Annotated in this window: 21 protein-coding genes; 10 read left to right on the top strand and 11 right to left on the bottom strand. The window is 37.7% G+C overall.

Features of this window, described 5'->3' with window-relative positions; translation table 11 throughout:
• Positions 1-55: 55 nt before the first annotated feature.
• A complete protein-coding gene (locus tag ACXAGS_RS01370) occupies positions 56-1,000 on the bottom strand; it encodes an HU domain-containing protein (RefSeq protein WP_474903911.1) in 945 nt (314 codons plus the stop codon).
• Between the two features lie 95 nt (positions 1,001-1,095).
• On the opposite strand from ACXAGS_RS01370, the gene dprA reads away from it, so the two are divergent.
• Positions 1,096-2,211, top strand: coding sequence for a DNA-processing protein DprA (dprA, locus tag ACXAGS_RS01365; RefSeq protein WP_474903909.1), 1,116 nt, complete (start codon positions 1,096-1,098; stop codon positions 2,209-2,211).
• A 218-nt stretch (positions 2,212-2,429) separates the two neighbouring features.
• Here dprA and trpS read toward each other — a convergent pair whose 3' ends face one another.
• On the bottom strand, positions 2,430-3,398 hold the full coding sequence (trpS, locus tag ACXAGS_RS01360) for a tryptophan--tRNA ligase (protein ID WP_474903907.1): 969 nt from the start codon (positions 3,396-3,398) through the stop codon (positions 2,430-2,432).
• A gap of 120 nt (positions 3,399-3,518) precedes the next feature.
• Between trpS and ACXAGS_RS01355 the strand changes: the two genes are divergently transcribed.
• A complete protein-coding gene (locus tag ACXAGS_RS01355) occupies positions 3,519-4,250 on the top strand; it encodes a lysophospholipid acyltransferase family protein (protein WP_474903906.1) in 732 nt (243 codons plus the stop codon).
• Positions 4,251-4,326: 76 nt separating this feature from the next.
• Here the strand turns inward: ACXAGS_RS01355 and ACXAGS_RS01350 are convergent, their stop codons facing one another.
• From ACXAGS_RS01350 to recA, 4 genes are all read right to left on the bottom strand, one after another.
• Positions 4,327-5,778 carry an outer membrane beta-barrel protein gene (locus tag ACXAGS_RS01350; protein ID WP_474903905.1) on the bottom strand — a complete coding sequence of 484 codons (1,452 nt, stop codon included), beginning with the start codon at positions 5,776-5,778 and terminating at the stop codon, positions 4,327-4,329.
• A 15-nt stretch (positions 5,779-5,793) separates the two neighbouring features.
• Complete coding sequence (locus ACXAGS_RS01345) at positions 5,794-6,324, bottom strand: RNA polymerase sigma factor (protein ID WP_474903903.1); 531 nt, start codon at positions 6,322-6,324, stop codon at positions 5,794-5,796.
• Positions 6,325-6,356: 32 nt separating this feature from the next.
• A complete protein-coding gene (locus ACXAGS_RS01340; protein WP_474903901.1) occupies positions 6,357-6,770 on the bottom strand; it encodes a hypothetical protein in 414 nt (137 codons plus the stop codon).
• 75 nt (positions 6,771-6,845) lie between these two features.
• Positions 6,846-7,853: a recombinase RecA gene (gene recA, locus ACXAGS_RS01335; RefSeq protein ID WP_010516196.1), complete on the bottom strand. Its 1,008-nt coding sequence runs from the start codon at positions 7,851-7,853 to the stop codon at positions 6,846-6,848.
• 248 nt (positions 7,854-8,101) lie between these two features.
• Here recA and trhO point away from each other — a divergent pair, with 248 nt between their 5' ends.
• The 6 genes from trhO (at position 8,102) to ACXAGS_RS01305 (ending at position 14,588) form a co-directional block, all read left to right on the top strand.
• On the top strand, positions 8,102-9,133 hold the full coding sequence (gene trhO, locus ACXAGS_RS01330) for an oxygen-dependent tRNA uridine(34) hydroxylase TrhO (protein ID WP_474903899.1): 1,032 nt from the start codon (positions 8,102-8,104) through the stop codon (positions 9,131-9,133).
• A gap of 94 nt (positions 9,134-9,227) precedes the next feature.
• Positions 9,228-10,406, top strand: coding sequence for a PSP1 domain-containing protein (locus ACXAGS_RS01325; RefSeq protein ID WP_474903898.1), 1,179 nt, complete (start codon positions 9,228-9,230; stop codon positions 10,404-10,406).
• The gene (locus ACXAGS_RS01320) at positions 10,396-10,884 is read left to right on the top strand and encodes a gliding motility lipoprotein GldH (protein WP_474903896.1); all 489 of its coding nucleotides are present in this window, start codon (positions 10,396-10,398) and stop codon (positions 10,882-10,884) included. Before ACXAGS_RS01325 ends, ACXAGS_RS01320 begins: the two co-directional genes overlap by 11 nt.
• A 1-nt stretch (position 10,885) precedes the next feature.
• Positions 10,886-13,213, top strand: a complete 2,328-nt coding sequence (locus ACXAGS_RS01315; RefSeq protein ID WP_474903894.1) for a penicillin-binding protein 1A — start codon at positions 10,886-10,888, stop codon at positions 13,211-13,213.
• 21 nt (positions 13,214-13,234) lie between these two features.
• Positions 13,235-13,933 carry a CoA transferase subunit A gene (locus ACXAGS_RS01310; RefSeq protein WP_474903892.1) on the top strand — a complete coding sequence of 233 codons (699 nt, stop codon included), beginning with the start codon at positions 13,235-13,237 and terminating at the stop codon, positions 13,931-13,933.
• Between the two features lies 1 nt (position 13,934).
• Entirely contained in the window at positions 13,935-14,588 is a 654-nt protein-coding gene (locus ACXAGS_RS01305) for a CoA transferase subunit B (protein WP_474903890.1), read from the top strand.
• Between the two features lie 333 nt (positions 14,589-14,921).
• Here the strand turns inward: ACXAGS_RS01305 and ACXAGS_RS01300 are convergent, their stop codons facing one another.
• The 4 genes from ACXAGS_RS01300 to ACXAGS_RS01285 form a co-directional block, all read right to left on the bottom strand.
• Positions 14,922-15,398, bottom strand: coding sequence for a very short patch repair endonuclease (locus tag ACXAGS_RS01300; RefSeq protein ID WP_474903888.1), 477 nt, complete (start codon positions 15,396-15,398; stop codon positions 14,922-14,924).
• Positions 15,399-15,465: 67 nt separating this feature from the next.
• On the bottom strand, positions 15,466-16,212 hold the full coding sequence (locus ACXAGS_RS01295; RefSeq protein WP_010516181.1) for a succinate dehydrogenase/fumarate reductase iron-sulfur subunit: 747 nt from the start codon (positions 16,210-16,212) through the stop codon (positions 15,466-15,468).
• Positions 16,213-16,219: 7 nt separating this feature from the next.
• Positions 16,220-18,223 carry a fumarate reductase/succinate dehydrogenase flavoprotein subunit gene (locus ACXAGS_RS01290; RefSeq protein ID WP_474903887.1) on the bottom strand — a complete coding sequence of 668 codons (2,004 nt, stop codon included), beginning with the start codon at positions 18,221-18,223 and terminating at the stop codon, positions 16,220-16,222.
• Positions 18,224-18,227: 4 nt separating this feature from the next.
• Positions 18,228-18,896, bottom strand: coding sequence for a succinate dehydrogenase cytochrome b subunit (locus tag ACXAGS_RS01285; protein WP_474903885.1), 669 nt, complete (start codon positions 18,894-18,896; stop codon positions 18,228-18,230).
• Positions 18,897-19,150: 254 nt separating this feature from the next.
• Between ACXAGS_RS01285 and ACXAGS_RS01280 the strand changes: the two genes are divergently transcribed.
• The gene (locus ACXAGS_RS01280; RefSeq protein WP_474903884.1) at positions 19,151-20,038 is read left to right on the top strand and encodes a RimK family alpha-L-glutamate ligase; all 888 of its coding nucleotides are present in this window, start codon (positions 19,151-19,153) and stop codon (positions 20,036-20,038) included.
• Positions 20,019-20,978 carry a succinylglutamate desuccinylase/aspartoacylase family protein gene (locus tag ACXAGS_RS01275; RefSeq protein WP_474903882.1) on the top strand — a complete coding sequence of 320 codons (960 nt, stop codon included), beginning with the start codon at positions 20,019-20,021 and terminating at the stop codon, positions 20,976-20,978. The genes ACXAGS_RS01280 and ACXAGS_RS01275 overlap by 20 nt, the downstream gene beginning before the upstream one ends.
• Here the strand turns inward: ACXAGS_RS01275 and ACXAGS_RS01270 are convergent.
• Positions 20,975-21,406: a hypothetical protein gene (locus ACXAGS_RS01270; RefSeq protein WP_474903880.1), complete on the bottom strand. Its 432-nt coding sequence runs from the start codon at positions 21,404-21,406 to the stop codon at positions 20,975-20,977. The two genes, ACXAGS_RS01275 and ACXAGS_RS01270, sit on opposite strands and share 4 nt — an antisense overlap.
• Positions 21,407-21,440 lie beyond the last annotated feature (34 nt).

Here is a 21,440-nt window from a genome sequence, read left to right as displayed (position 1 = left end):
TTTAAAATTTTGCGCAAAGGTAGTTAAATAAATATGCTTAATTAGGGTCGTTTATTTACTTTTCAGAAAGCATCCAGGCATCCATAGATACCGTTCGTTTTATTTTACGTAAATAACGTAAAGCTTCATTGCTTTCTACAAAACTTTGGTAGGCCACTTGGTGAAGTCCAAATTTGTTGGTGCCCAAATATCTTGCTTTATAACCCATAGCCTTCAGTTGGCTAATTTTACGGTCTGCATTGGCCTTTTCTCTAAATGCGCCCGCAATAATATGGTGGTTGTATGTTACAGCGGTCTCTTTTTTTGTAACCTTAACATCTAACGGTGGCAATTCCAACGGTGAGGTTTGAAAAAAAGTGGCTTCTTGTATATGTCTATCTACCGCTTCCCTAGCTTGTTCTGCAACCAATAATTTATTGGATTGGTTTTGCTTGTGCAACAATAGCGAAGTGGTGCCGGTTGCAAGTAATAGTAATGCCACAGCAGCGTATTTATACAAAGGGCGTATTGGATTACTTCTTTTTTCTGGCGTAATTGAAAATGGAATAGCCTCTTCCAAAGTTTCTACCTCTTCTTTTAGAATTTCTCTGGTAACTTTTTGGCCGCTAACGGTGCTAAGACCAAAAGCAGCGGCTAAATAATTTTCTTGCCCTTCTGGTGCAAACAAGATACGCTCTTCTTGGCCCATCCATAATTTGCCTATCTTTTCTAATCGTAACTCACCACCCGCAACTAATTTTTCCTTCCAGTTTTTGGCTACGGAAACCACCTCTTCTAACAAGGCGTCATGAGATAATTGTTTGCTACTGGCAATATGAGATACCAACAGACCGTCATTTTTATGAAGTTGCTGATTAAAAGAAAGACTTTTAGAAGGCGGATGAATGGTATTGCCCACTATACGAGCTGAGTTTGTATTTGCTAAGAAAGCCCCAAACCCGGGTACTACTACACAATTGTAACGGTATAATAATTCTGCTATATAGTGTTCCAAACGCATAAGGGCAAATATTGTAAAAAATGAACGAGTGTAAAATATCTACGAGTAACTTTTTATTAACATTTGGTTTTGGGTATATTGTGAAAAACTTTTGAATGAATACTCCACTAACTGATAGTGAGTTACTTGGGTTGTTAAGATTGCAGCGAATTCCCAAAATTGGGGCAATAAATGCTAAAAAATTATTAGAACACTGTGGCGATGTTTCTACCCTCTTTAACGAGAAACAAAGCACGCTTCAAAAAATTGACGGTATTGGTTCTGTAATGTTAGCGCAGTTTTTTGACCCAATTTTTTTGGAAGAAGCAGAAGCGGAGCTTAACTACATACAACAAAACAACATTAGCTATGCGCATTATAAATCCCCGGCTTATCCAAGGTACTTAAAACATTGTATAGACAGTCCTTTATTATTATTCCAAAAGGGGAATATTGACCTGCAAAACCGAAAATTGATTAGTATAGTTGGAACCCGAAAAATAACCAGTTATGGCCAACGGTTCTGCAATGAGTTTATAGAAGAAATTGCACCGCTAAACCCAGTAATTGTTAGTGGTTTTGCTTATGGGGTAGATATTACTGCTCAACGTGCCGCTATGGATAATGGACTACAAACAATTGGGTGCTTGGCCCATGGTCTAAATCAGATTTATCCTAAAGCACATGAAAAGTATGTGCCCAGATTGTTAGAAAATGGTGGTTTTTACACCGAGTTTTGGAGTAATAGTAAACCAGATAGGGAGAATTTTTTAAAGCGTAACAGGATTATAGCGGGTTTAAGTGAGGCAACCATAGTAGTTGAGTCTGCGGATAAAGGAGGTAGTTTGGTAACCGCGGATTTGGCCCATAGCTACAATCGTGAAGTTTTTGCGGTACCGGGTAGGGTTACGGATAATTATAGTTTAGGATGTAACAATCTTATTAAAAACCAAAAGGCCCAAATGCTTACAAGCGCTGCAGAGCTGATTTATTTATTGCGTTGGCAACTAGAAAAACAAGAGGAGAAAGTTATTCAAAAACAGTTGTTCGTATCTATGGACGAAACAGAAAAGTCTATCTACAATTATTTGCAGTTAAACGGAAAACAGCTACTAGATATCGTTGCTTTAGAGTGTAATTTGCCCATATTCAAAGCGTCTTCCACATTGTTAAACATGGAAATGAAAGGTTTGATACGCCCGTTACCAGGTAAATTGTTTGAGGTGGTCTAGGCGGTTAAACGATTACTTCTATTTCTTTTTTATACCAGACTGTTTGGTACAATGGATTTAGTGATTGAGCAGGATTATTTTGACTTTTATCCCTATTAAAAGGATAATCGATAAAATTTTCAACTACAATTTCTATGCTTGTATACAGTCTTTTACACAAAAATTGTCGACTAAATACAGTTCTTTAAATTAGCTATCCGTCTCTTTCTGGTTGTAATCTAATAGCCAACTTTATTTCGTACCCTGTCAATTACGTTGTTTGCGATTTTAGCTGCTTTTTCTGCTCCTATCGCTAGCGCTTCGTCTACCTCTTTAAGGTTGTTCATGTAATATTCATAACGCTCCCTAGGTTCTGCAAATTTTTCCAAAATAACTTCGTACAAAGCTTGTTTGGCGTGGCCGTATCCATAATTGCCCGCTAAATAGTTCGCACTCATTTCTTCTATCTGCTCAGGTGCTGCCAGCAATTTGTAAAGGGCAAAAATGTTATCTTTTGCTGGGTTCTTTGGTTCTTCCATTGGTGTACTGTCCGTAACAATACCCATTATCTGCTTTCGTAACTTTTTATCGGTTTGAAAAAGATTTATGGTATTACCCCTGCTCTTGCTCATTTTATGACCGTCTGTTCCTGGAATGTACATGGTGTTTTCTTGTACTTTACCCTCTGGAATCACAAAGGTGTCTCCCATTGTGTTATGAAACCGATTAGCTACATCCCTAGTCATCTCTATGTGCTGTAATTGATCTTTACCAACTGGTACAATATCTGCGTCATATGCCAGAATATCTGCGGCCATTAGCATGGGGTAAGTGAACAAACCACTGTTTACATCTTCTAAGCGGCCTGCCTTATCCTTAAATGAATGCGCCAAGGTTAAACGTTGGTAAGGATAAAAACAACTTAAGTACCAAGATAATTCGGCTACTTGAGGTACATCGCTTTGACGGTAAAAAACGGTTTTATCTATATCCAAGCCAAACGCCAGCCAAGTTGCGGCAACCGCATAGGTATTTTGTCTAAGTAATTCCCCATCTTTGATTTGAGTTAGGGTATGCATGTTTGCTATGAATAAGAACGATTCGTTCTTTGGGTCATTAGAAAGCTCAATTGCAGGCTTAATAGCGCCTAAAATATTTCCTAAATGCGGTACTCCTGTACTTTGTATTCCTGTTAATACTCTTGCCATAGTAATTTAAAAAGGTAAAAGTAGCAATATGCAGAAGATTATAAAATGGATTCAACTACAAAAAAACAAGCATTAGATTTAGTTTTGAACGGTATAATCTAGAATAAGTATTTTTACCCGGTGATAAAGATTTTGAAGTATATAGGCCATACATTATATCGAATATGGTTTTACCTGCTGGTAACAATACCAATTTTGGTTTTTTCTCCGTTGCTTTTGGCTACTACCTTTTCTGAGAAAACCTATCCTCAGTTTTATTGGTTGGCACGTAATATTTGGGGCAAAACAATTTTATACGGCATGGGCTGTTTCCCAAAAATTACTAGAGTAGAGAAAATGGAGGAAAACAAAAATTATATGCTTGTAGCTAACCACACTAGTATGCTAGATATAATGCTTATGCTATATGTAAGTAAAAATCCTTTCGTTTTTGTGGGTAAGAAAGAGCTAGCTAAAATTCCAATATTTGGGTTCTTTTATAAGAGGGTTTGTATTTTGGTAGATAGGGAGAACCCTAAAAGTAGGGCGGCGGTTTACAAGAGGGTACAGGCTAGATTACAGCAGGGCTTAAGTATCTGTATTTTTCCTGAGGGCGGAGTTCCAGAAAGTCATGTGGTACTAGACCGATTTAAGGATGGTGCATTTCGTATGGCAATTAGGCATAATATACCAATCGTTTCCATGGTTTTTTATGATTGTAAAAAACGATTTCCTTGGGAGTTTTTTAGTGGGGCACCAGGACCTTTAAGGGTAAAGACATTTCCGTTTGTGCCTACAGAATTGCTAGATGTAAGCGATACACAGATGTTGAAACAACAGACATGGCAATTACTTTATCAAGAATTAATTTAAAATTTAAAGACCCCGTAAGCTCCTACGGGGTCTCAAAGATTGTCGATAAATCGACCAACCTAACCAACTTCTTTAGTTAAAACTGAAAACGTAGACCGCTGTATACACCAATGGTATAAGGTCTAAATTCTCCAGATGTATTATTAAATGTGTTTAATTGATATTTAAACATAGGTTCTAGATTAATTTTTAGCGCGTTGTTGATTTTATAGTCTAGACCTAGGCCAATATTGGTGCTAAAGCTTACATCGTTTACATTATTGGCGGCGCCCATTTCTGTAACCAGCTCATTGCTTTCTAAAGAAACCGCATTGTCTAATAAGAATAAAGATGATAAACCTCCAATGACGTTTATACCGAACTTATTGTCTAATAAACGATAGTTTAATTCCATGGGCACTTCTAAATAGCCTAATTGTTGCACCATGCTACCAGATAGGGGAGCAATGGTGTTGGCTACTTCTGCATTATCACTAAAAGCAGCAGTCCGTTCTTTGGCACTAGAAACCACAATAGTTCTTGCAGATTGCGAATAATCAATGTTTTCTATTTGTCCATTATTTAAAGCACTTAAAGACGAAGAAAAGCTTACACCTTTAGTGTCATACCCATAATCTACTTTGTGTATACCAGAACGTAGGCTAATTTTGTTACTTATTTGATACGCAACCGTAAGCCCGTAGCTTAAGTTAAGATTACCAGATTTGCTATTGGTGTTAAAAGTAGAATGTATAGGGGAGCCCTGACCAATAGCATCAAAATAAACTGGCGCTACAGATGGGCCTAAAGACCATTTTTTAGTTTCACCGTCTTTTTGTTTTACTACTTCTTCTGTTTCTTCAATAGCTTCAAAAATGGATTTCTTTTGCTGATTTGTAAGGGTGTCTTTTGTTGCTTCATTCTGGGCTACTTCAGATTCTCCATTTAAAATACCATTTTTTTTATTTTGTTTAGAAATGGCGATGTCAGTTTCATTGTCATTAGACTTATTATTAGTCCCTACTATATCAGCAGAAGTTTTATGGGTTGATTGCTTATTTAGAGTTGCTTCAGTAGCTAGAAAACCCACATTATTTTTTTGGGTTTTATTTGAAACAACGGAACTAGTTGTTTTTAAAATTGAATTTTCTACACTAGTTCTATTCCCTTCTTTAGCCTTTGGAGTAGCATTAGTGGTTATGGCATTAGTACCATCTTCTTTTGAGTCGGGATTACTATTTACCAGGGCATCGTTATTATTAACAGAATTATCAATTTCGGTTGGTTCTGTAATTTTTTTAATAGTTGTGGTAGTAATTTTTGGTTCTGTAGGTGGTTGGTTATTTTCACTAAAGAAAATGCTAAAAGTGATTAGCCCCAAAATTAATATTGCGGCAATGCCACCAAAACGCCACCAAATGGGTATTACCCTCCGGTTTTTCTTTTCATTTAAAGATGCCTCTATTCTTTGCCAAACCTCCGGGTTTGGTGGCGGCGCAAAATCTTTAAATTGCTCCTGATAGAGTTTATCCAAATTATTCCTTCTCATTATCACTGTAGGTATTTAAGCAATGTTTATGCTTTCTTTTATTATTTTTTCTTTTAGAATGCTCCGTGCCCGTGCCAAATTAGATTTGGATGTTCCCGGAGAGGTACCCAATAATTCGCTAATTTCTTTATGGGAATATCCATCTAAAACATAAAGATTAAATGTTACCCGGTATTTGTTGGGTAATTCTTGTATGTAACTTAATAGGGTACTTAAATTAATAGTTGGTAATTCTTCATCTTCATCTTCATTTTCTGGCCAGTTTTCAGAAACGACATCTAAGTATGCGTCTTTTCTATATTTCTGTAAGACGGTATTTACGGTAATCCTTTTTATCCAACCTTCAAAAGAACCTTTAAAAGTATATTGCCCTATTTTTTCGTAAATGGTCATAAAACTGTCATGCAAATTGTCTTCGGCTTCTGTTTTGTTTTTAGAATATTTTAAACAAATTCCATAGAGAATTCCAGCATATTGCTTGTACAATTGCTCTTGCGCGCTACGCTTGTTCGCTTTACAGTTTTTTATGAGTTCTTCTAGACTCAAGTTGTTGGTTGGGTAATTAGTATTGTTCGTAATTATTCTACCGGAACGGTATATTCCAAATATTTAGCTTTATTGTCACTATCTAATCCAGCATAAAATTTAAGGTCATACGTTTGGTCTATTAGAATGGTCACATCCAAATTCGCGGTTACCGTGTCATTCAATACTGCGCATTCATTTCCATCTAAAATAGAACCAACGGCTGTAATGTATCGCACACCACCATCACCGGATACAACATCAAATCCTTCAAAAAAGGTACAATTATCTGAGCGAATAAACGATACTGCAATCTTATAATTTTCATTAAGTCTAAACGTATCTGGTACTTGGGCATTGGTTATGGCCAAGGTTTCAAAATGAAAATTTTCTCCGGTATCCACGTCGCAATTAGAGAAAAACAAACAAAATGAAAATAGAACAACCCCTAGAACTAGTTTCTTCATAGTCTTTAGTTTCAACACTATAAAGATGATAACTTGCTCTAGGGGTTGCGTATTCCCTACGTTTTTAAGAAAACTTTATTCTTTTAGAGCCGCAATTGCTTCTTTAATTTTACCTTCTAGCTCTTCGGCCAGTTCAGGATTGTCGTCAATCAATGTTTTAACGGCATCTCTACCTTGTCCTAATTTGGTATCGCCGTAGCTAAACCAAGAACCGCTCTTTTTTATAATTTCATAAGCTACGCCCAAATCAAGGATTTCACCTACTTTAGAAACCCCTTCTCCATACATGATATCAAACTCAGCAGTTTTAAATGGTGGTGCCACCTTATTTTTAACCACTTTTACCCTTGTTTTGTTACCCATTACTTCACCGTCCGTACTTTTAATTTGTGTAGATCGTCTAATATCTAGACGTACAGAGGCATAAAATTTTAATGCGTTACCACCAGTCGTGGTTTCTGGGTTGCCAAACATAACACCAATTTTTTCACGCAATTGGTTAATAAAGATTACCGTACATTGCGTTTTGCTAATGGTAGAGGTAAGCTTTCTTAAGGCTTGAGACATTAGTCGAGCATGTAATCCCATTTTAGAATCACCCATCTCGCCCTCAATTTCGCTTTTAGGGGTTAATGCGGCAACCGAGTCAATTACAACAATATCTATAGCGCCAGACCGTATTAAGTTATCTGCTATCTCTAGAGCTTGTTCTCCGTGGTCTGGTTGCGAAATGATTAAATTGTCAATATCCACCCCAAGTTTTTGAGCATAAAAACGATCAAAAGCGTGTTCTGCATCTATAAATGCAGCTATGCCACCTGCTTTTTGTGCTTCGGCCATAGCGTGCAAGGTTAATGTGGTTTTACCAGAAGATTCCGGGCCATAAATTTCAATAATTCTCCCTTTTGGGTAGCCACTAACACCTAATGCCAAATCTAACCCTAAAGATCCAGAGGGTATTACTTCTACATCTTCAACAACACTGTCTCCCATCTTCATTACCGCGCCCTTGCCATAGGTTTTATCCAGCTTATCCAAGGTTAACTTCAGTGCCTTTAATTTGGCGTCTTTATCTTTGCTCATAGTGTTTTTAAAAAATTAGGAGACTAAAATACCACTTCTTTGCCATTTTTGCCTAACGCAACCATTTTTAATCTTTTACATCTATTATTTGAACTAACTCAATCTCCGTTTATCATTTTTAATGGTAAACATATATTTCTATGAAAAAGAAAGATGGTTAATCTAAGGGCGCCCAAACATTTGGGCGCCCTTATACTTTGTGTATTTTTGCAAAAAAAATTATTCTTTAACTTAAATATTGGTATAGCATGCAACTGTACAATAAATTAAGTGCAAAAGAAAGAGCCGCTCTTATTAAAGAGGCTGGTAAGGACAGGCTTACCATATCTTTCTATAAATATGCACACATTGGTAATCCGCAAATTTTAAGAGACCATTTATTTCTTACTTGGGACGATTTGGAAGTTCTAGGTAGAATTTATGTGGCTACAGAGGGCATTAACGCTCAGTTATCTGTTCCTGCGGAGAATTTTAAAGCATTTAAAAAACATTTGGATAGCATCTCTTTTTTAAAAGGAGTTCGTTTAAATATTGCTATTGAGCAAGATAATATGTCTTTCTTAAAATTAAAGGTAAAAGTTAGGCATAAAATAGTTGCCGATGGTTTAAACGACAACACATTTGATGTTACCAATAAGGGTTTGCATGTTAAAGCAGAAGAGTTTAATGAGCTAATAGAAGATCCAAATACCATTTTGGTAGATATGCGAAACCATTACGAAAGTGAAATAGGACACTTTAAGAACGCAATTACCCCAGACGTAGATACCTTTAGGGATTCTTTAGACATAATTGAGGAAAACCTGGCCGAACATAAGGAAGATAAAAAATTGGTTATGTATTGTACGGGAGGCATCCGTTGTGAAAAAGCGAGTGCATACTACAAACACAAAGGCTTTAAGAATGTATACCAACTAGAGGGCGGTATTATTGAGTACACCCGTCAGGTTAGGGATAAGAATTTAGAAAATAAGTTTTTAGGTAAGAATTTTGTCTTTGATCACAGAAGGGGAGAGCGTATATCTGAAGATGTAATTGCACAATGCCACCAATGTGGCGCGCCTTGTGATACGCATACCAACTGTGCCAATGAGGCTTGCCATCTACTATTTATTCAGTGCGATGATTGCAAGGCCAAAATGGACAATTGTTGTTCCGATCATTGTAAGGAAGTAAACGCCTTACCTTTTGAGGAGCAAAAGAAACTAAGAAAAGGTAAGAAGGCAAGTAATAAAATTTTCAAAAAGGGTAGATCAGAAGTGCTAAAATTTAAACGCTAGACAAGCGTATTGTTAAATTGTGCTATCTTTACTTTCAACATTTTTATGAACCCTTTGTTGGGCAACAAAAGTTGCCTAACTCAATATATAATATATGGGATGTAGTAGTTGTGCTACCGGTAAGGATGGCCAACCACGTGGTTGTAAGAGCAACGGCACTTGCGGCACGGACGGATGCAATAAACTTACCGTTTTTGATTGGCTTTCCAACATGTCCTTACCCAATGGGCAAGCACCTTTTGATTGTGTAGAGGTAAGGTTTAAAAATAGTAGAAAAGAATTCTTTAGAAATTCAGAAGGGCTTGCCTTAGCAATTGGCGATGTGGTGGCAACCCAAGCCAAATCTGGCCATGATATTGGTACGGTTACCCTTACGGGCGAGCTGGTAAAGATTCAAATGAAAAAGAAAAAGGTAGATCCTACCGACGATGCTTTACCAAAAATCTATAGAAAAGCCACAGAAAAAGATATTGATATTTGGATCAGTAGTCGTGAACGCGAAGAAGCAATAAAAAAGCGTTCAAGAGAAATTGCTATTTCCTTAAATCTACAAATGAAACTTAGTGATGTAGAGTTTCAGGGAGATGGTTCTAAGGCTACGTTTTATTACACAGCAGAAGATCGGGTAGATTTTAGGCAGTTAATAAAAGACATGGCCAAGGCTTTTGGTATCCGTATTGAAATGCGCCAAATTGGTTACCGCCAAGAGGCACAGCGCTTAGGTGGTGTAGGGTCTTGCGGTAGAGAATTGTGTTGCTCTACTTGGTTAACAGATTTTAGGTCGGTAAGTACCGCTGCTGCTAGATATCAACAGCTCGCATTAAATCCGCAAAAATTGGCGGGCCAGTGTGGTAAACTAAAATGTTGTCTCAATTTTGAGTTGGATATGTATTTGGAAGCCTTAAAGGATTTCCCATCATCTGACACCAAGTTATTAACAGAGAAAGGCATAGCTTTTTGCCAGAAGGTAGATATTTTCAAAGAAACGTTATGGTTTGCTTATCGCGGAGATGTTTCTAATTGGCATGCCCTAAAAAAAGAACAGGTTTTAGAATTAATAGCATTAAATAAAAAGGAGCAAAAAATTGAAAGCTTGGAAGCATTCGCCGTGGTAGACGAAGCCTTGGATGAAAAGCTAGTATTTGAAAATGTAGTTGGCCAAGATAGTCTTACCCGTTTTGATGCCCCAAAACGTAAAAAGAACAAAAAGCGCAAGGGTGGTAAGGGAAGAAGAAATAGAAATCCTAAAAATAAGGTGAACAATGGCAAGTAGGTTATGTATTTCCATGCTCTTTGCTTTACTTTTTATAGCATGTAATTCTAATGTGGTCTATACCGAATATAAAACATTGAACAATGGGATTTGGGACAATGCGGACACTTTGGATTTTGAGATAAAAGACTTGGATAGCACTACCAGTTACAACCTTTTTTTAAACGTTAGAAATGATAACGACTATGAGTTTAGTAATCTTTTTCTAATCACTAAATTAATAAAGCCTAACCAACAAGCACAAGTAGATACACTGGAGTATGAAATGGCATTGCCAAATGGCGAGTGGTTGGGTACAGGTACGGGCAGTACTAAAGAAAATAAACTTTGGCTTCGCGAAAACATCAAATTTCCAGATTCTGGCGTATATACCTTAAAGGTGCAACATGCCATGCGTAAAAACGGGATGGTAGAGGGCTTGCAAAGTCTTAAAGGTATTACCGATGTTGGACTGCAATTAGAAACGATACAGGAATAAAATGGCAACGACAAAAAAGAAAACCAAAAATCCATTTTTGAAATTTATAAAGTGGTTCTGGATATTATTTATATGTGGTGTTGTGTTAGTGGCATTACCTTTTCTATTTGCTTCATGGGGTCTTTTGGGGCCAATGCCAGAATATGAACATTTAGAAAACCCAGAAACCAATTTAGCTACAGAGTTAATATCTGCAGATGGCAAAACATTAGGAAAATACTATTTAGAAGATAACCGTACGCCGGTACCGTTTGATCAATTACCAGACAATTTGGTAAATGCCCTTGTAGCCACGGAAGACGCGCGGTTTTTTGATCATGCAGGTATAGATGCCAGGGGCACCTTAAGGGCGGTTGCCTATTTAGGAAGCAAGGGCGGTGCAAGTACAATTAGCCAGCAATTGGCAAGACAATTATTTGTTGGGGTAAGATCTAGGAATAAATTTGAAGCAATTACCCAAAAACTAAAAGAATGGGTTTTGGCAACTCGTTTAGAGCGTAATTATACCAAAGAGGAAATTATAGCAATGTATTTGAACATTTATGATTTTCACTATAACGCAGATGGTATTCGTTCTGCCTCAAGAATCTATTTTGGTAAAGAGCCTAAAGATTTAAGGATCCAAGAATCGGCAATGTTGGTGGGGATGCTTAAGAACTCATCGTATTACAATCCTATAAGGAGGGAAGAATTGGTGTTTAATCGTAGAAATACGGTATTGGCGCAGATGGCTAAATATGGTTACATTTCAGAAAAAGAAAAAGATTCCCTTCAAAAAACAAAGATGGATTTAAATTTTAATCCTGAGTCGCACAGGGAGGGTCTGGCCACTTATTTTAGGATGTATATGCAACGCTGGTTAAACCAGTGGGTTAAAAACAATCCTAAATTAGATGGGGAAAAATATAACATTTACCTAGATGGTCTAAAGGTGTATACTACCATTGATTCTAGAATGCAGCAGAATGCAGAAATGGCAGTAGAAGCGCACATGAAAAAATTACAGGCCGAATTTTTTGTACAAAATACACCAGAAAGAAACCCTACAACACCATTTTTGGATTTAGAGAAGCACGAAATAGATAATATTTTAGAGCGTGCCATGAAATCTAGCGCAAGATGGCGAACCATGAGCAGGGCAGGCAAAAGCGAAAGTGAAATTAGGGCTTCCTTTAAAAAGAAAACAGAAATGACCGTTTTTGATTGGAATAGCGATTCTTATGAAAAGGATACTATTTTAACTCCCTTAGACTCGATCAAATACTACAAAACGTTTTTACGTACGGCAATGATGTCCATGGAGCCACAAACCGGCCATGTAAAAGCTTGGGTTGGTGGTATAGATTATAAACATTTTCAATATGATAATGTAATACAGGGAGCTAGGCAGGCTGGTTCTACCTTTAAGCCTTTTGTATACGCGGCAGCTATAGATCAATTGCGCTTATCGCCTTGTGATTCTTTACCAGATACGCAGTATTGTATAGAACCCATGAAGCATGGTAACATTGAAGCTTGGTGCCCTAAGAATTCTGATGGTAAATATTCCGGGGAAAAAAAGACCTTGAAAAATGCATTGGCCAATTCGGTTAACTCAATTACCGCTAGGCTTATAGATGATGTTGGGCCGGCTTCCGTGGTTAAAATGGCAAGGAATATGGGTATTACCAAAGACTTACCAGAAGTGCCTTCTATCGCGTTAGGCACGCCGGACGTTAATGTTTATGAAATGGTTGGTGCCTATGGTACATTTGCCAATCAGGGTGTTTATGTAAAACCTGTGATGGTTACGCGTATTGAAGATAAGCATGGTACCGTTTTGTTTGAGTATGTACCGGAAACCAAAGATGTTTTAAGTAGAGATGTTGCCTATGCCATGCTTAACTTAATGGAGGGTGTAACCCAATTTGGATCAGGAGGTAGGTTAAGACATTCCTACAATAAGAATTCTAGGGTTTATAAGGAAATTATGACGGGTTACCCTTATAATTTGACGAATCCTATAGCGGGAAAAACAGGAACAACACAAAATCAAAGTGATGGTTGGTTTATGGGTATTGTTCCTAATTTAGTTACCGGAGTATGGGTTGGGGGCGAAGAAAGAGCAACCCACTTTAGGTCTTTAACCTACGGACAGGCCGCTTCTATGGCTTTACCTATATGGGGTTTATACATGAAGGCCAACTATGACAATGAGGAGTTGGCAGTATCCAAATCGGCATTTGATAAACCAAGTGATTTGTCTATTAACGTAGATTGCACCAAGGTAGTTAAGGAGCTTACAGAAGATATGGACACCGATGATGATTTGGATGATTTAGACTTTTAAACTTACTGATATAGACTGCATATGATTAACAAAACTGTAAATTCCGTTGCGGAGGCTTTAGATGGTGTCCAAAACGGTATGACGCTTATGTTGGGTGGTTTCGGTTTATGCGGAATTCCCGAAAATAGCATAGCACATCTAGTGAAACAAAATGTCAAAAATCTTACTTGCATATCCAATAATGCCGGTGTAGATGATTTTGGTCTTGGTTTGTTGCTTCAAAAAAAGCAAATAGATAAAATGGTTTCTTCCTATGTGGGAGAAAATGATGAATTTGAACGCCAGATGTTATCTGGGGAATTGGAGGTAGAGCTTACGCCCCAAGGAACGCTTGCAGAAAAGTGCAGGGCTGCACAAGCAGGCATTCCTGCATTTTATACACCTGCTGGTTACGGTACAGAAGTAGCAGAAGGTAAAGAAACCAGAGAATTTAATGGTAAAATGTACGTAATGGAAGAAGCGTACAAAGCAGATTTTGCTTTAGTAAAAGCATGGAAAGGAGATGAGGCGGGCAACTTAATATTTAAAGGTACGGCCCGTAACTTTAACCCGGTTATGTGTGGTGCTGCCAAAATTACGGTTGCGGAAGTAGAAGAGTTGTTGCCAGCCGGAGAATTAGACCCAAATGAGATTCATGTGCCCGGTATTTTGGTACAAAGAATATTTCAAGGAGAAAAGTTTGAAAAGCGAATAGAACAAAGAACCGTAAGACCTAGATAGTATGTTAGACAAGAATGGAATAGCTAAACGTATTGCAAAAGAGGTTAAAGACGGTTTCTACGTAAACCTTGGTATAGGTATCCCCACCTTGGTGGCCAATTTTGTGCGAGATGATATAAGTGTAGAATTTCAAAGTGAGAACGGGGTTTTGGGCATGGGTCCTTTTCCTTTTGAGGGTGATGAAGATGCAGATGTGATCAATGCTGGTAAGCAAACCATAACCACCTTACCGGGCGCTTCTTTTTTTGACTCGGCAACTAGTTTTTCAATGATAAGAGGCAAGCATGTTGATTTGACAATTTTAGGTGCTATGGAAGTTTCAGAAAACGGTGATATCGCAAACTGGAAAATACCGGGTAAAATGGTGAAAGGAATGGGCGGGGCAATGGATTTAGTTGCTTCTGCGGATAATATTATAGTTGCAATGATGCATACCAATAAGGCTGGCCAATCTAAGCTTTTAAAGAAGTGCACTTTACCACTTACAGGAGTTGGTTGCGTTACCAAAATAGTTACCAATCTTGCGGTATTAGAAGTAGTAGCAGATGGTTTTATGTTGTTAGAGCGTGCTCCGGGTGTTTCCGTAGAAGAAATTAAAGCAGCTACAGAAGGTAATTTAATAGTAGAAGGGAATATACCAGAAATGCAGCTTTAACAGGTTTCTTAATAAACAATAGCGGTTAATTAGTTAAAAAGATGCATTTACAACAAGATTAAATGCATCTGCAACAAATTGTTTTTTAAAAAATACTTTTAGGTTAAGTTTGAAATGATTAAAAAAATTCCCAAATTAACCCTATAAAATATTTGTTCCCATGACTTCTAATTTTAACCAAGAATCTGTAGCCTTTGAAGAGGATATTCAGGTTTACCGAACTGATTTTTTCAGCGGATTTATGAGGTTGGTTAAAAAGCTATTTATGTTATAAAAGCCACCAAAATTAAAGTTCCTAAAAAATTATTGGCTCGAAATTCGTTTCGGGCTTTTTTATGCCCTTACCTTAACAATTTCTAGGTGTTGTGTAATTTGTTGTAAGCAGCCATTGAGGTTTTGTTGTATTTCCTTTTGCCAAAACCTAAAAACAGTATAACCCATTTGGCTAAGTTTTCTATTTACCTCTAGATCTCGTTGCATGTTTCGTTCTATCTTGGCAATCCAAAATTCCCTATTGGATTTCAGTTTTTGTTTGCGTGTATTCCAGTCTTTTCCATGCCAAAACTCACCATCGATAAAAATAACCGTTTTGTATTGTTTTAAAGCAATATCTGGCTTTCCTATAAGCTTTTTATAATCTATTCTATATCGGTATCCTGCGTGCCATAGGGCCTTTCTAAAAGCGAGTTCTGGCTTGGTATTCTTACCTCTTATTTTGCCCATAAGTTTAGAACGTTCTGGTGTGGTATAAAACCCATTAGCTTCATTAAAACGAGGTACTTTTATGGGATGTTCCGTATATGATGCCATAGTACTAAATTAAAAAACCCGAACTATAAAAATAGTTCGGGTTAATTGTATTGTTAACTTAAAAGAATTATCCTTTTACGCTAGCTGCTAAATATTCTCTATTCATTCTAGCTATATTTTCTAAAGAAATACCTTTTGGACATTCCACTTCGCAAGCACCGGTATTGGTACAGTTACCAAATCCTTCTAAATCCATTTGTCTAACCATGTTCATAACGCGGTCCGTAGCTTCTACACGACCTTGTGGTAATTGCGCAAACTGAGACACCTTGGCAGACGTAAATAACATAGCACTTGCGTTCTTACAAGCGGCTACACAGGCACCACAGCCAATACAAGTAGCAGAATCCATAGCAGAGTCTGCTGCGTGCTTTTCAATAGGTATTGCGTTGGCATCTACCGTATTACCTGAAGTATTTACAGAAATGTAGCCACCAGCTTGTTGTATACGGTCAAAAGAACTCCTATCAACAATTAAGTCTTTAATAACTGGGAAAGCTTTTGCTCTAAAAGGTTCTATTACAATAGTATCACCATCGTTGAATTTACGCATGTGCAATTGGCAAGTAGTAACTAACCTATCTGGTCCATGAGGCTCCCCGTTAATTTGTAAAGAACATGTACCACAGATACCTTCTCTACAGTCATGATCAAATTCTACGGGCTCCTCACCTTTATTTATAAGATCTTCATTTAAGATATCCAACATTTCCAAAAAGGACATATCGCCTTCTACCCCGTCCAAGGTATAGTCTACCATTTGTCCTTTGGTACTGGCATCTTTTTGACGCCATATTTTTAGAAATAATTTCATAGCAATTTTATTTATAAGATCTTGTCTTTAATTCTATATTCTCGTACACCAAATCTTCTTTATGTAGCTGGGCATCCTTAGGCTCGCCTTTGTATTCCCAAGCCGCTACATATTTAAAGTTTTCATCATCTCTTAATGCTTCTCCTTCTTCGGTTTGGTACTCTTCTCTAAAGTGACCACCACAAGATTCATTTCTTTCTAAAGCATCTTTTGCAAACAATTCACCTAACTCTAAGAAATCGGCTACTCTACCTGCTTTTTCAAGTTCAGCGTTCTTAGCATTGATTTCACCAGGAATTCTTACGTTTTCCCAGAAGTCTTTTCTAAGTGCGGAAATTTCTTCAATGGCTTCTTTAAGGCCTTGTTCGTTACGAGCCATACCACATTTGTTCCACATAATTTTACCTAGCTTCTTGTGGTAGTAATCAACGGAATTTTGTCCTGAACCAGCTTTTAGTTTTTCTAAACGCTCACGAACAGCTTTTTCGGTAGCTTCAAATTCTGGTGAATCTGTTGGGATAGCACCAGTTCTAATATCATCTGACAAGTAGTCTCCAATAGTATAAGGCAATACAAAATAACCATCTGCTAATCCTTGCATTAGAGCAGAAGCTCCTAATCTGTTAGCTCCGTGATCACTAAAGTTAGCTTCACCTGCGGCATAACACCCAGGAATGGTAGTTTGCAAGTTGTAATCTACCCATAGACCGCCCATGGTATAGTGCACGGCAGGATAAATCATCATAGGGGTTTTGTACGGGTTCTCATCAACAATTTTCTCGTACATCTGAAAAAGGTTACCATATTTGGCTTCTACAACCTCTTCTCCTAATCTTGTAATAGTTGCAGCGTCTGGATTTTTAATACCAGAGGTCAACGCTTTTTCTTTACCGTAACGTTGTATAGCAGCAGCAAAATCTAAATATACGGCCTCGCCTGTTTTGTTAACTCCAAAACCAGCATCACAACGCTCTTTAGCAGCTCTTGAAGCCACATCCCTAGGTACCAAGTTACCAAATGCAGGATACCTTCTTTCTAAATAGTAATCTCTATCTTCTTCTGCTAACTGCGTTGGTTTTAATCTACCTTCACGTATTGCAATAGCATCTTCTTTTTTCTTAGGCACCCAGATTCTACCATCGTTACGTAACGACTCTGACATTAAAGTTAATTTAGATTGATGTTCTCCAGATACTGGGATACAAGTAGGGTGAATTTGTGTAAAACAAGGATTTGCAAAGAAGGCTCCTCTACGGTGTGCTCTCCACGCTGCCATTACGTTACTACCCATTGCGTTGGTAGATAAAAAGAATACGTTTCCGTAACCACCGGTAGCTAAAACTACGGCGTGTGCAGAATGACGCTCAATCGCTCCGGTCACCAAATTTCTAGCAATAATTCCTCTAGCCTTACCATCTACCAATACCAAATCCATCATTTCATGACGGGTGTAAGACTTTATCTTACCACGATTAATTTGGCGGTTCATGGCTGCATAGGCGCCTAATAATAACTGTTGCCCTGTTTGTCCTTTAGCGTAAAAGGTTCTAGATACCAATACACCACCAAAAGAACGGTTGTCTAACAAACCACCATACTCACGTGCAAAAGGAACACCTTGAGCCACACATTGGTCAATGATATTGGCAGACTCTTCTGCTAAACGGTACACGTTTGCTTCTCTAGAACGGTAATCTCCTCCCTTAATAGTGTCATAAAACAAGCGATAAGGACTATCTCCATCCCCTTGGTAATTTTTTGCTGCGTTGATACCACCTTGTGCCGCAATAGAGTGCGCACGTCTTGGTGAATCTTGGTAACAAAAGGTTTTTACGTTATAACCTAGTTCTGCTAAAGTAGCCGCAGCAGAACCTCCGGCAAGACCTGTACCTACAACAATAACATCAATGTTACGCTTGTTGGCTGGGTTAACCAGATTAATTTCATTTTTATGTTTTGTCCATTTGTCGGCCAACGGCCCAGATGGAATTTTGGAATCCAATACTCCCATATGATTAATGTGTTATTGGGTTAAGGTGGTGGTAAATTGCAATAAAGGCAAAGCCCAAAGGAATAACCACCGCAAATATTTTAGCAATTTTTTGAATAACCGGGCTGTACTTATTGTTTACTCCCATAGACTGGAAAGAAGAAGCAAAGCCGTGCCATAGGTGTAGACTTAGTAGCACAAAAGAAACTACATAAAGTACCGTTCTCCATATTGGCGCAAATTTTTCAACTGTTTCTGCATGGTATCTTGTAGGGTCCTCTACTTTTACTTCTACGTACTTGTAAGCCATCTCATGCACCCAAAAGTCGTAAAAATGCAAGCCTAAGAAAGCCAATACAACCAATCCGGTGTAAATCATGTTTCTAGACATCCAAGATGCGTTGGCACCTCCATTATACTTTACGTAAGAAACACCGCGTGCGCTTTTGTTCTTTGCTTCTAAAATAAAGCCCATTACAAAGTGAATAACAACCCCAGCAATTAAGATAGGTTGCAATACAAACTGCACTAAAGGGTTGTAACCCATAAAGTGAGACCACTGGTTAAAGGTTTCTGGCGCTATAACAGAAGTAAAATTGATGACAAAGTGTTGGGTAAGAAAAACCACAAGAAAAAGTCCAGAAAGGGCCATCACTAGCTTTCTGGCAATTGAAGATTTTATCAATCCACTCATTAGTTATTAGTTTTACTAGCAAATTTACGGCAGGATCAAGTTTTTAACAAGCTTTAAACATTGCAAAGCAGCTTATTTAGAAACGTTATAAGCAATTTTCGAAAACGTTTGATAATTTCAACTGATTTTGGTTACAAGTCTGTCTATAAATTGAACAAAATGAGTTGTTAAACTTTATTTAATATCAGAATTACCCAACCATTTGTTTTTTTTGCGCGATATTGAATTTAATTTTACAACCCTTGATAATTTAAATGGATATAGCCATTCTTTCTGTTAGCTTACATGTGCACTCTACACGTAGATTAGTAGAGGAAGCACAAGCAGCTGGCCACTATGTAGAGTTAATAGACCATACCAAGTGTACCGTAAAACTAGGTGCAGAAAAGCCTAAAATTTATTTAGAAGAAGAGGATGTTACCCATGAGTTTGATGCCATTATTCCAAGAATAGGCACAAAGGTTACCAGACATGGTGCGGCAATTGTACAACAATTTGAAGATAATGGTGTATTTACTACAGCTAGTGCGGTAGCTATATCCAACGCAAGAAATAAGGTTAGGACCTTACAATTATTGGCGCAACAAGGATTGCCAATTCCAGAAACTTTATTTTCCATAAACCCAAATAACATAGAGGAACAACTGCGTTTGTTAGGTGGGCCTCCGGTTATTATTAAGTTACAAGAAGGTACCCAGGGTCTAGGTGTTATTTTGGCAGAAAGCAAAAAATCTGCTAAATCTATAATAGACACTTTTTACAAAATGGATACCAGTATTTTGGTGCAAAAATTTATAGAAGAAGCAAACGGCACGGATATACGAATAATAGTGGTTGGTAAAAAAGTAATTGCTGGTATGAAACGTACTAGTGATATAGATGAATTTCGCTCCAATATCCACAGAGGAGGTTTAGGGGAACGGGTAGTTTTAACACCTAGGGAAAAGTATATAGCCTTGCAAGCTACCAAATTTTTAGGGCTGGGTGTAGCAGGCGTAGATTTAATTAGGTCTAGAAAAGGCCCCTTATTGTTAGAAGTTAACGCTTCTCCTGGTCTTAAAGGGATAGAGGCCGCTACGGATATTAACGTTTCCAAGCAAATAATACAGTACATAGAGAAAAATGTGGGAAGGAAAAGGTAATGCGGATTTAAAGCTTAATGGACAAACAATTGTTCCGGGCGCACAGCAATTGGTAAAAATAGAGATAGCCAAACTCCCAACTGGCACAGTCATAGATTTACCGGTTCATGTTTTTAATGCATCAAAGAAAGGGCCGGTGGTTTTGCTGCAAGCAGGCTTGCATGGCGATGAGATTAATGGTGTGGAAGTTTTGCGTAAGCTATTGGTAGATAAGAAAATAAAATTAAAAAGGGGAGCACTTATTGTTGTGCCCATTCTTAACCTATTTGGTTTTATTCATTTTTCTAGAGATGTTCCGGATGGTAAAGATGTTAATAGAAGTTTTCCTGGTAGCAATAAAGGTTCATTGGCAAGTAGAATAGCCTATACCTATGCACAAGAGGTATTGCCACTGGCAGATATAGCTATTGATTTACATACAGGAGGTGGTCAACGTTACAATTATCCGCAGATACGCTATACGGCAGAAGATTTAGGAGGTAAAACCTTAGCAGAAGTTTTTAACGCGCCATTCAATTTTCCATCTAGTCTTATTCGAGGAAGTTTTAGAAACGAAGCCTTTAAGTTGGGAAAAACAGTATTGGTCTATGAAGCGGGAGAAAGCATGCGTTTTAGTGCAGAAGCCATGCGGATTGCCAAATCAGGTATTTTAAATGTCTTAAATCATTTGCAAATGATTAAAACGAACGAAGCACCGCTAAAAAAGAATTCTATTGCTTTGACCAAAAGAAGATGGATACGAGCTCCAAGAGCAGGTATGTTTTTATCTGAAGTTGCTAATGGTAGTAAAATTGAAAAGGGACAGTCTTTGGGGTATATAACGGATACCAACGATCAAAAAATAAAAAGGATTAAAGCACCTTTTGATGGGTATGTCTTTTGTATAAATAATCAGGCGGTTGTTAATCAAGGTGATGCTTTGTACCACGTAGGGCATTAGATCGTGGTATTATTTTCTTCTAAAATTCGTTCTTGCGCCCAAGAAACGGCATCTTCCAAATTGGTAAATTGCCTAATTGCATTTTTAAAGAACATACGCTCTAAAACTACATTGGCGTAGGTTGACTTGTTTTTTGCAACCACACCATAGCACTTTAAACTATGTCTGTTTTTGTAGAATTTAAGCCAGTCTTTAGGAACAATTTGATATCGGTTTATTCTATTTGAAACATAAACCACAGGCAAATTATTAGCGTCATATACTTCGTAGGCGGCTTCTATTACCCGCTTTGCCATATTCCAATCAAAGGTTACGCCCTCTTTAATTTCAGATATAACAAGCCTATCAAAGAAGTAGAATTTTCCAAAATTATACTCCCTTATTTCTCTAATATTTTCGAAAAAAGCGATGTCTGTCACTCTTTCCATGGGTAAATCGTTTTAGATGGACTACAAAAATACA

The organism is Croceivirga sp. ABH4_376 (assembly GCF_056160685.1).
Note: the sequence above shows the minus strand (reverse complement) of the source record. Positions and strands in the feature narration are given on the sequence as shown.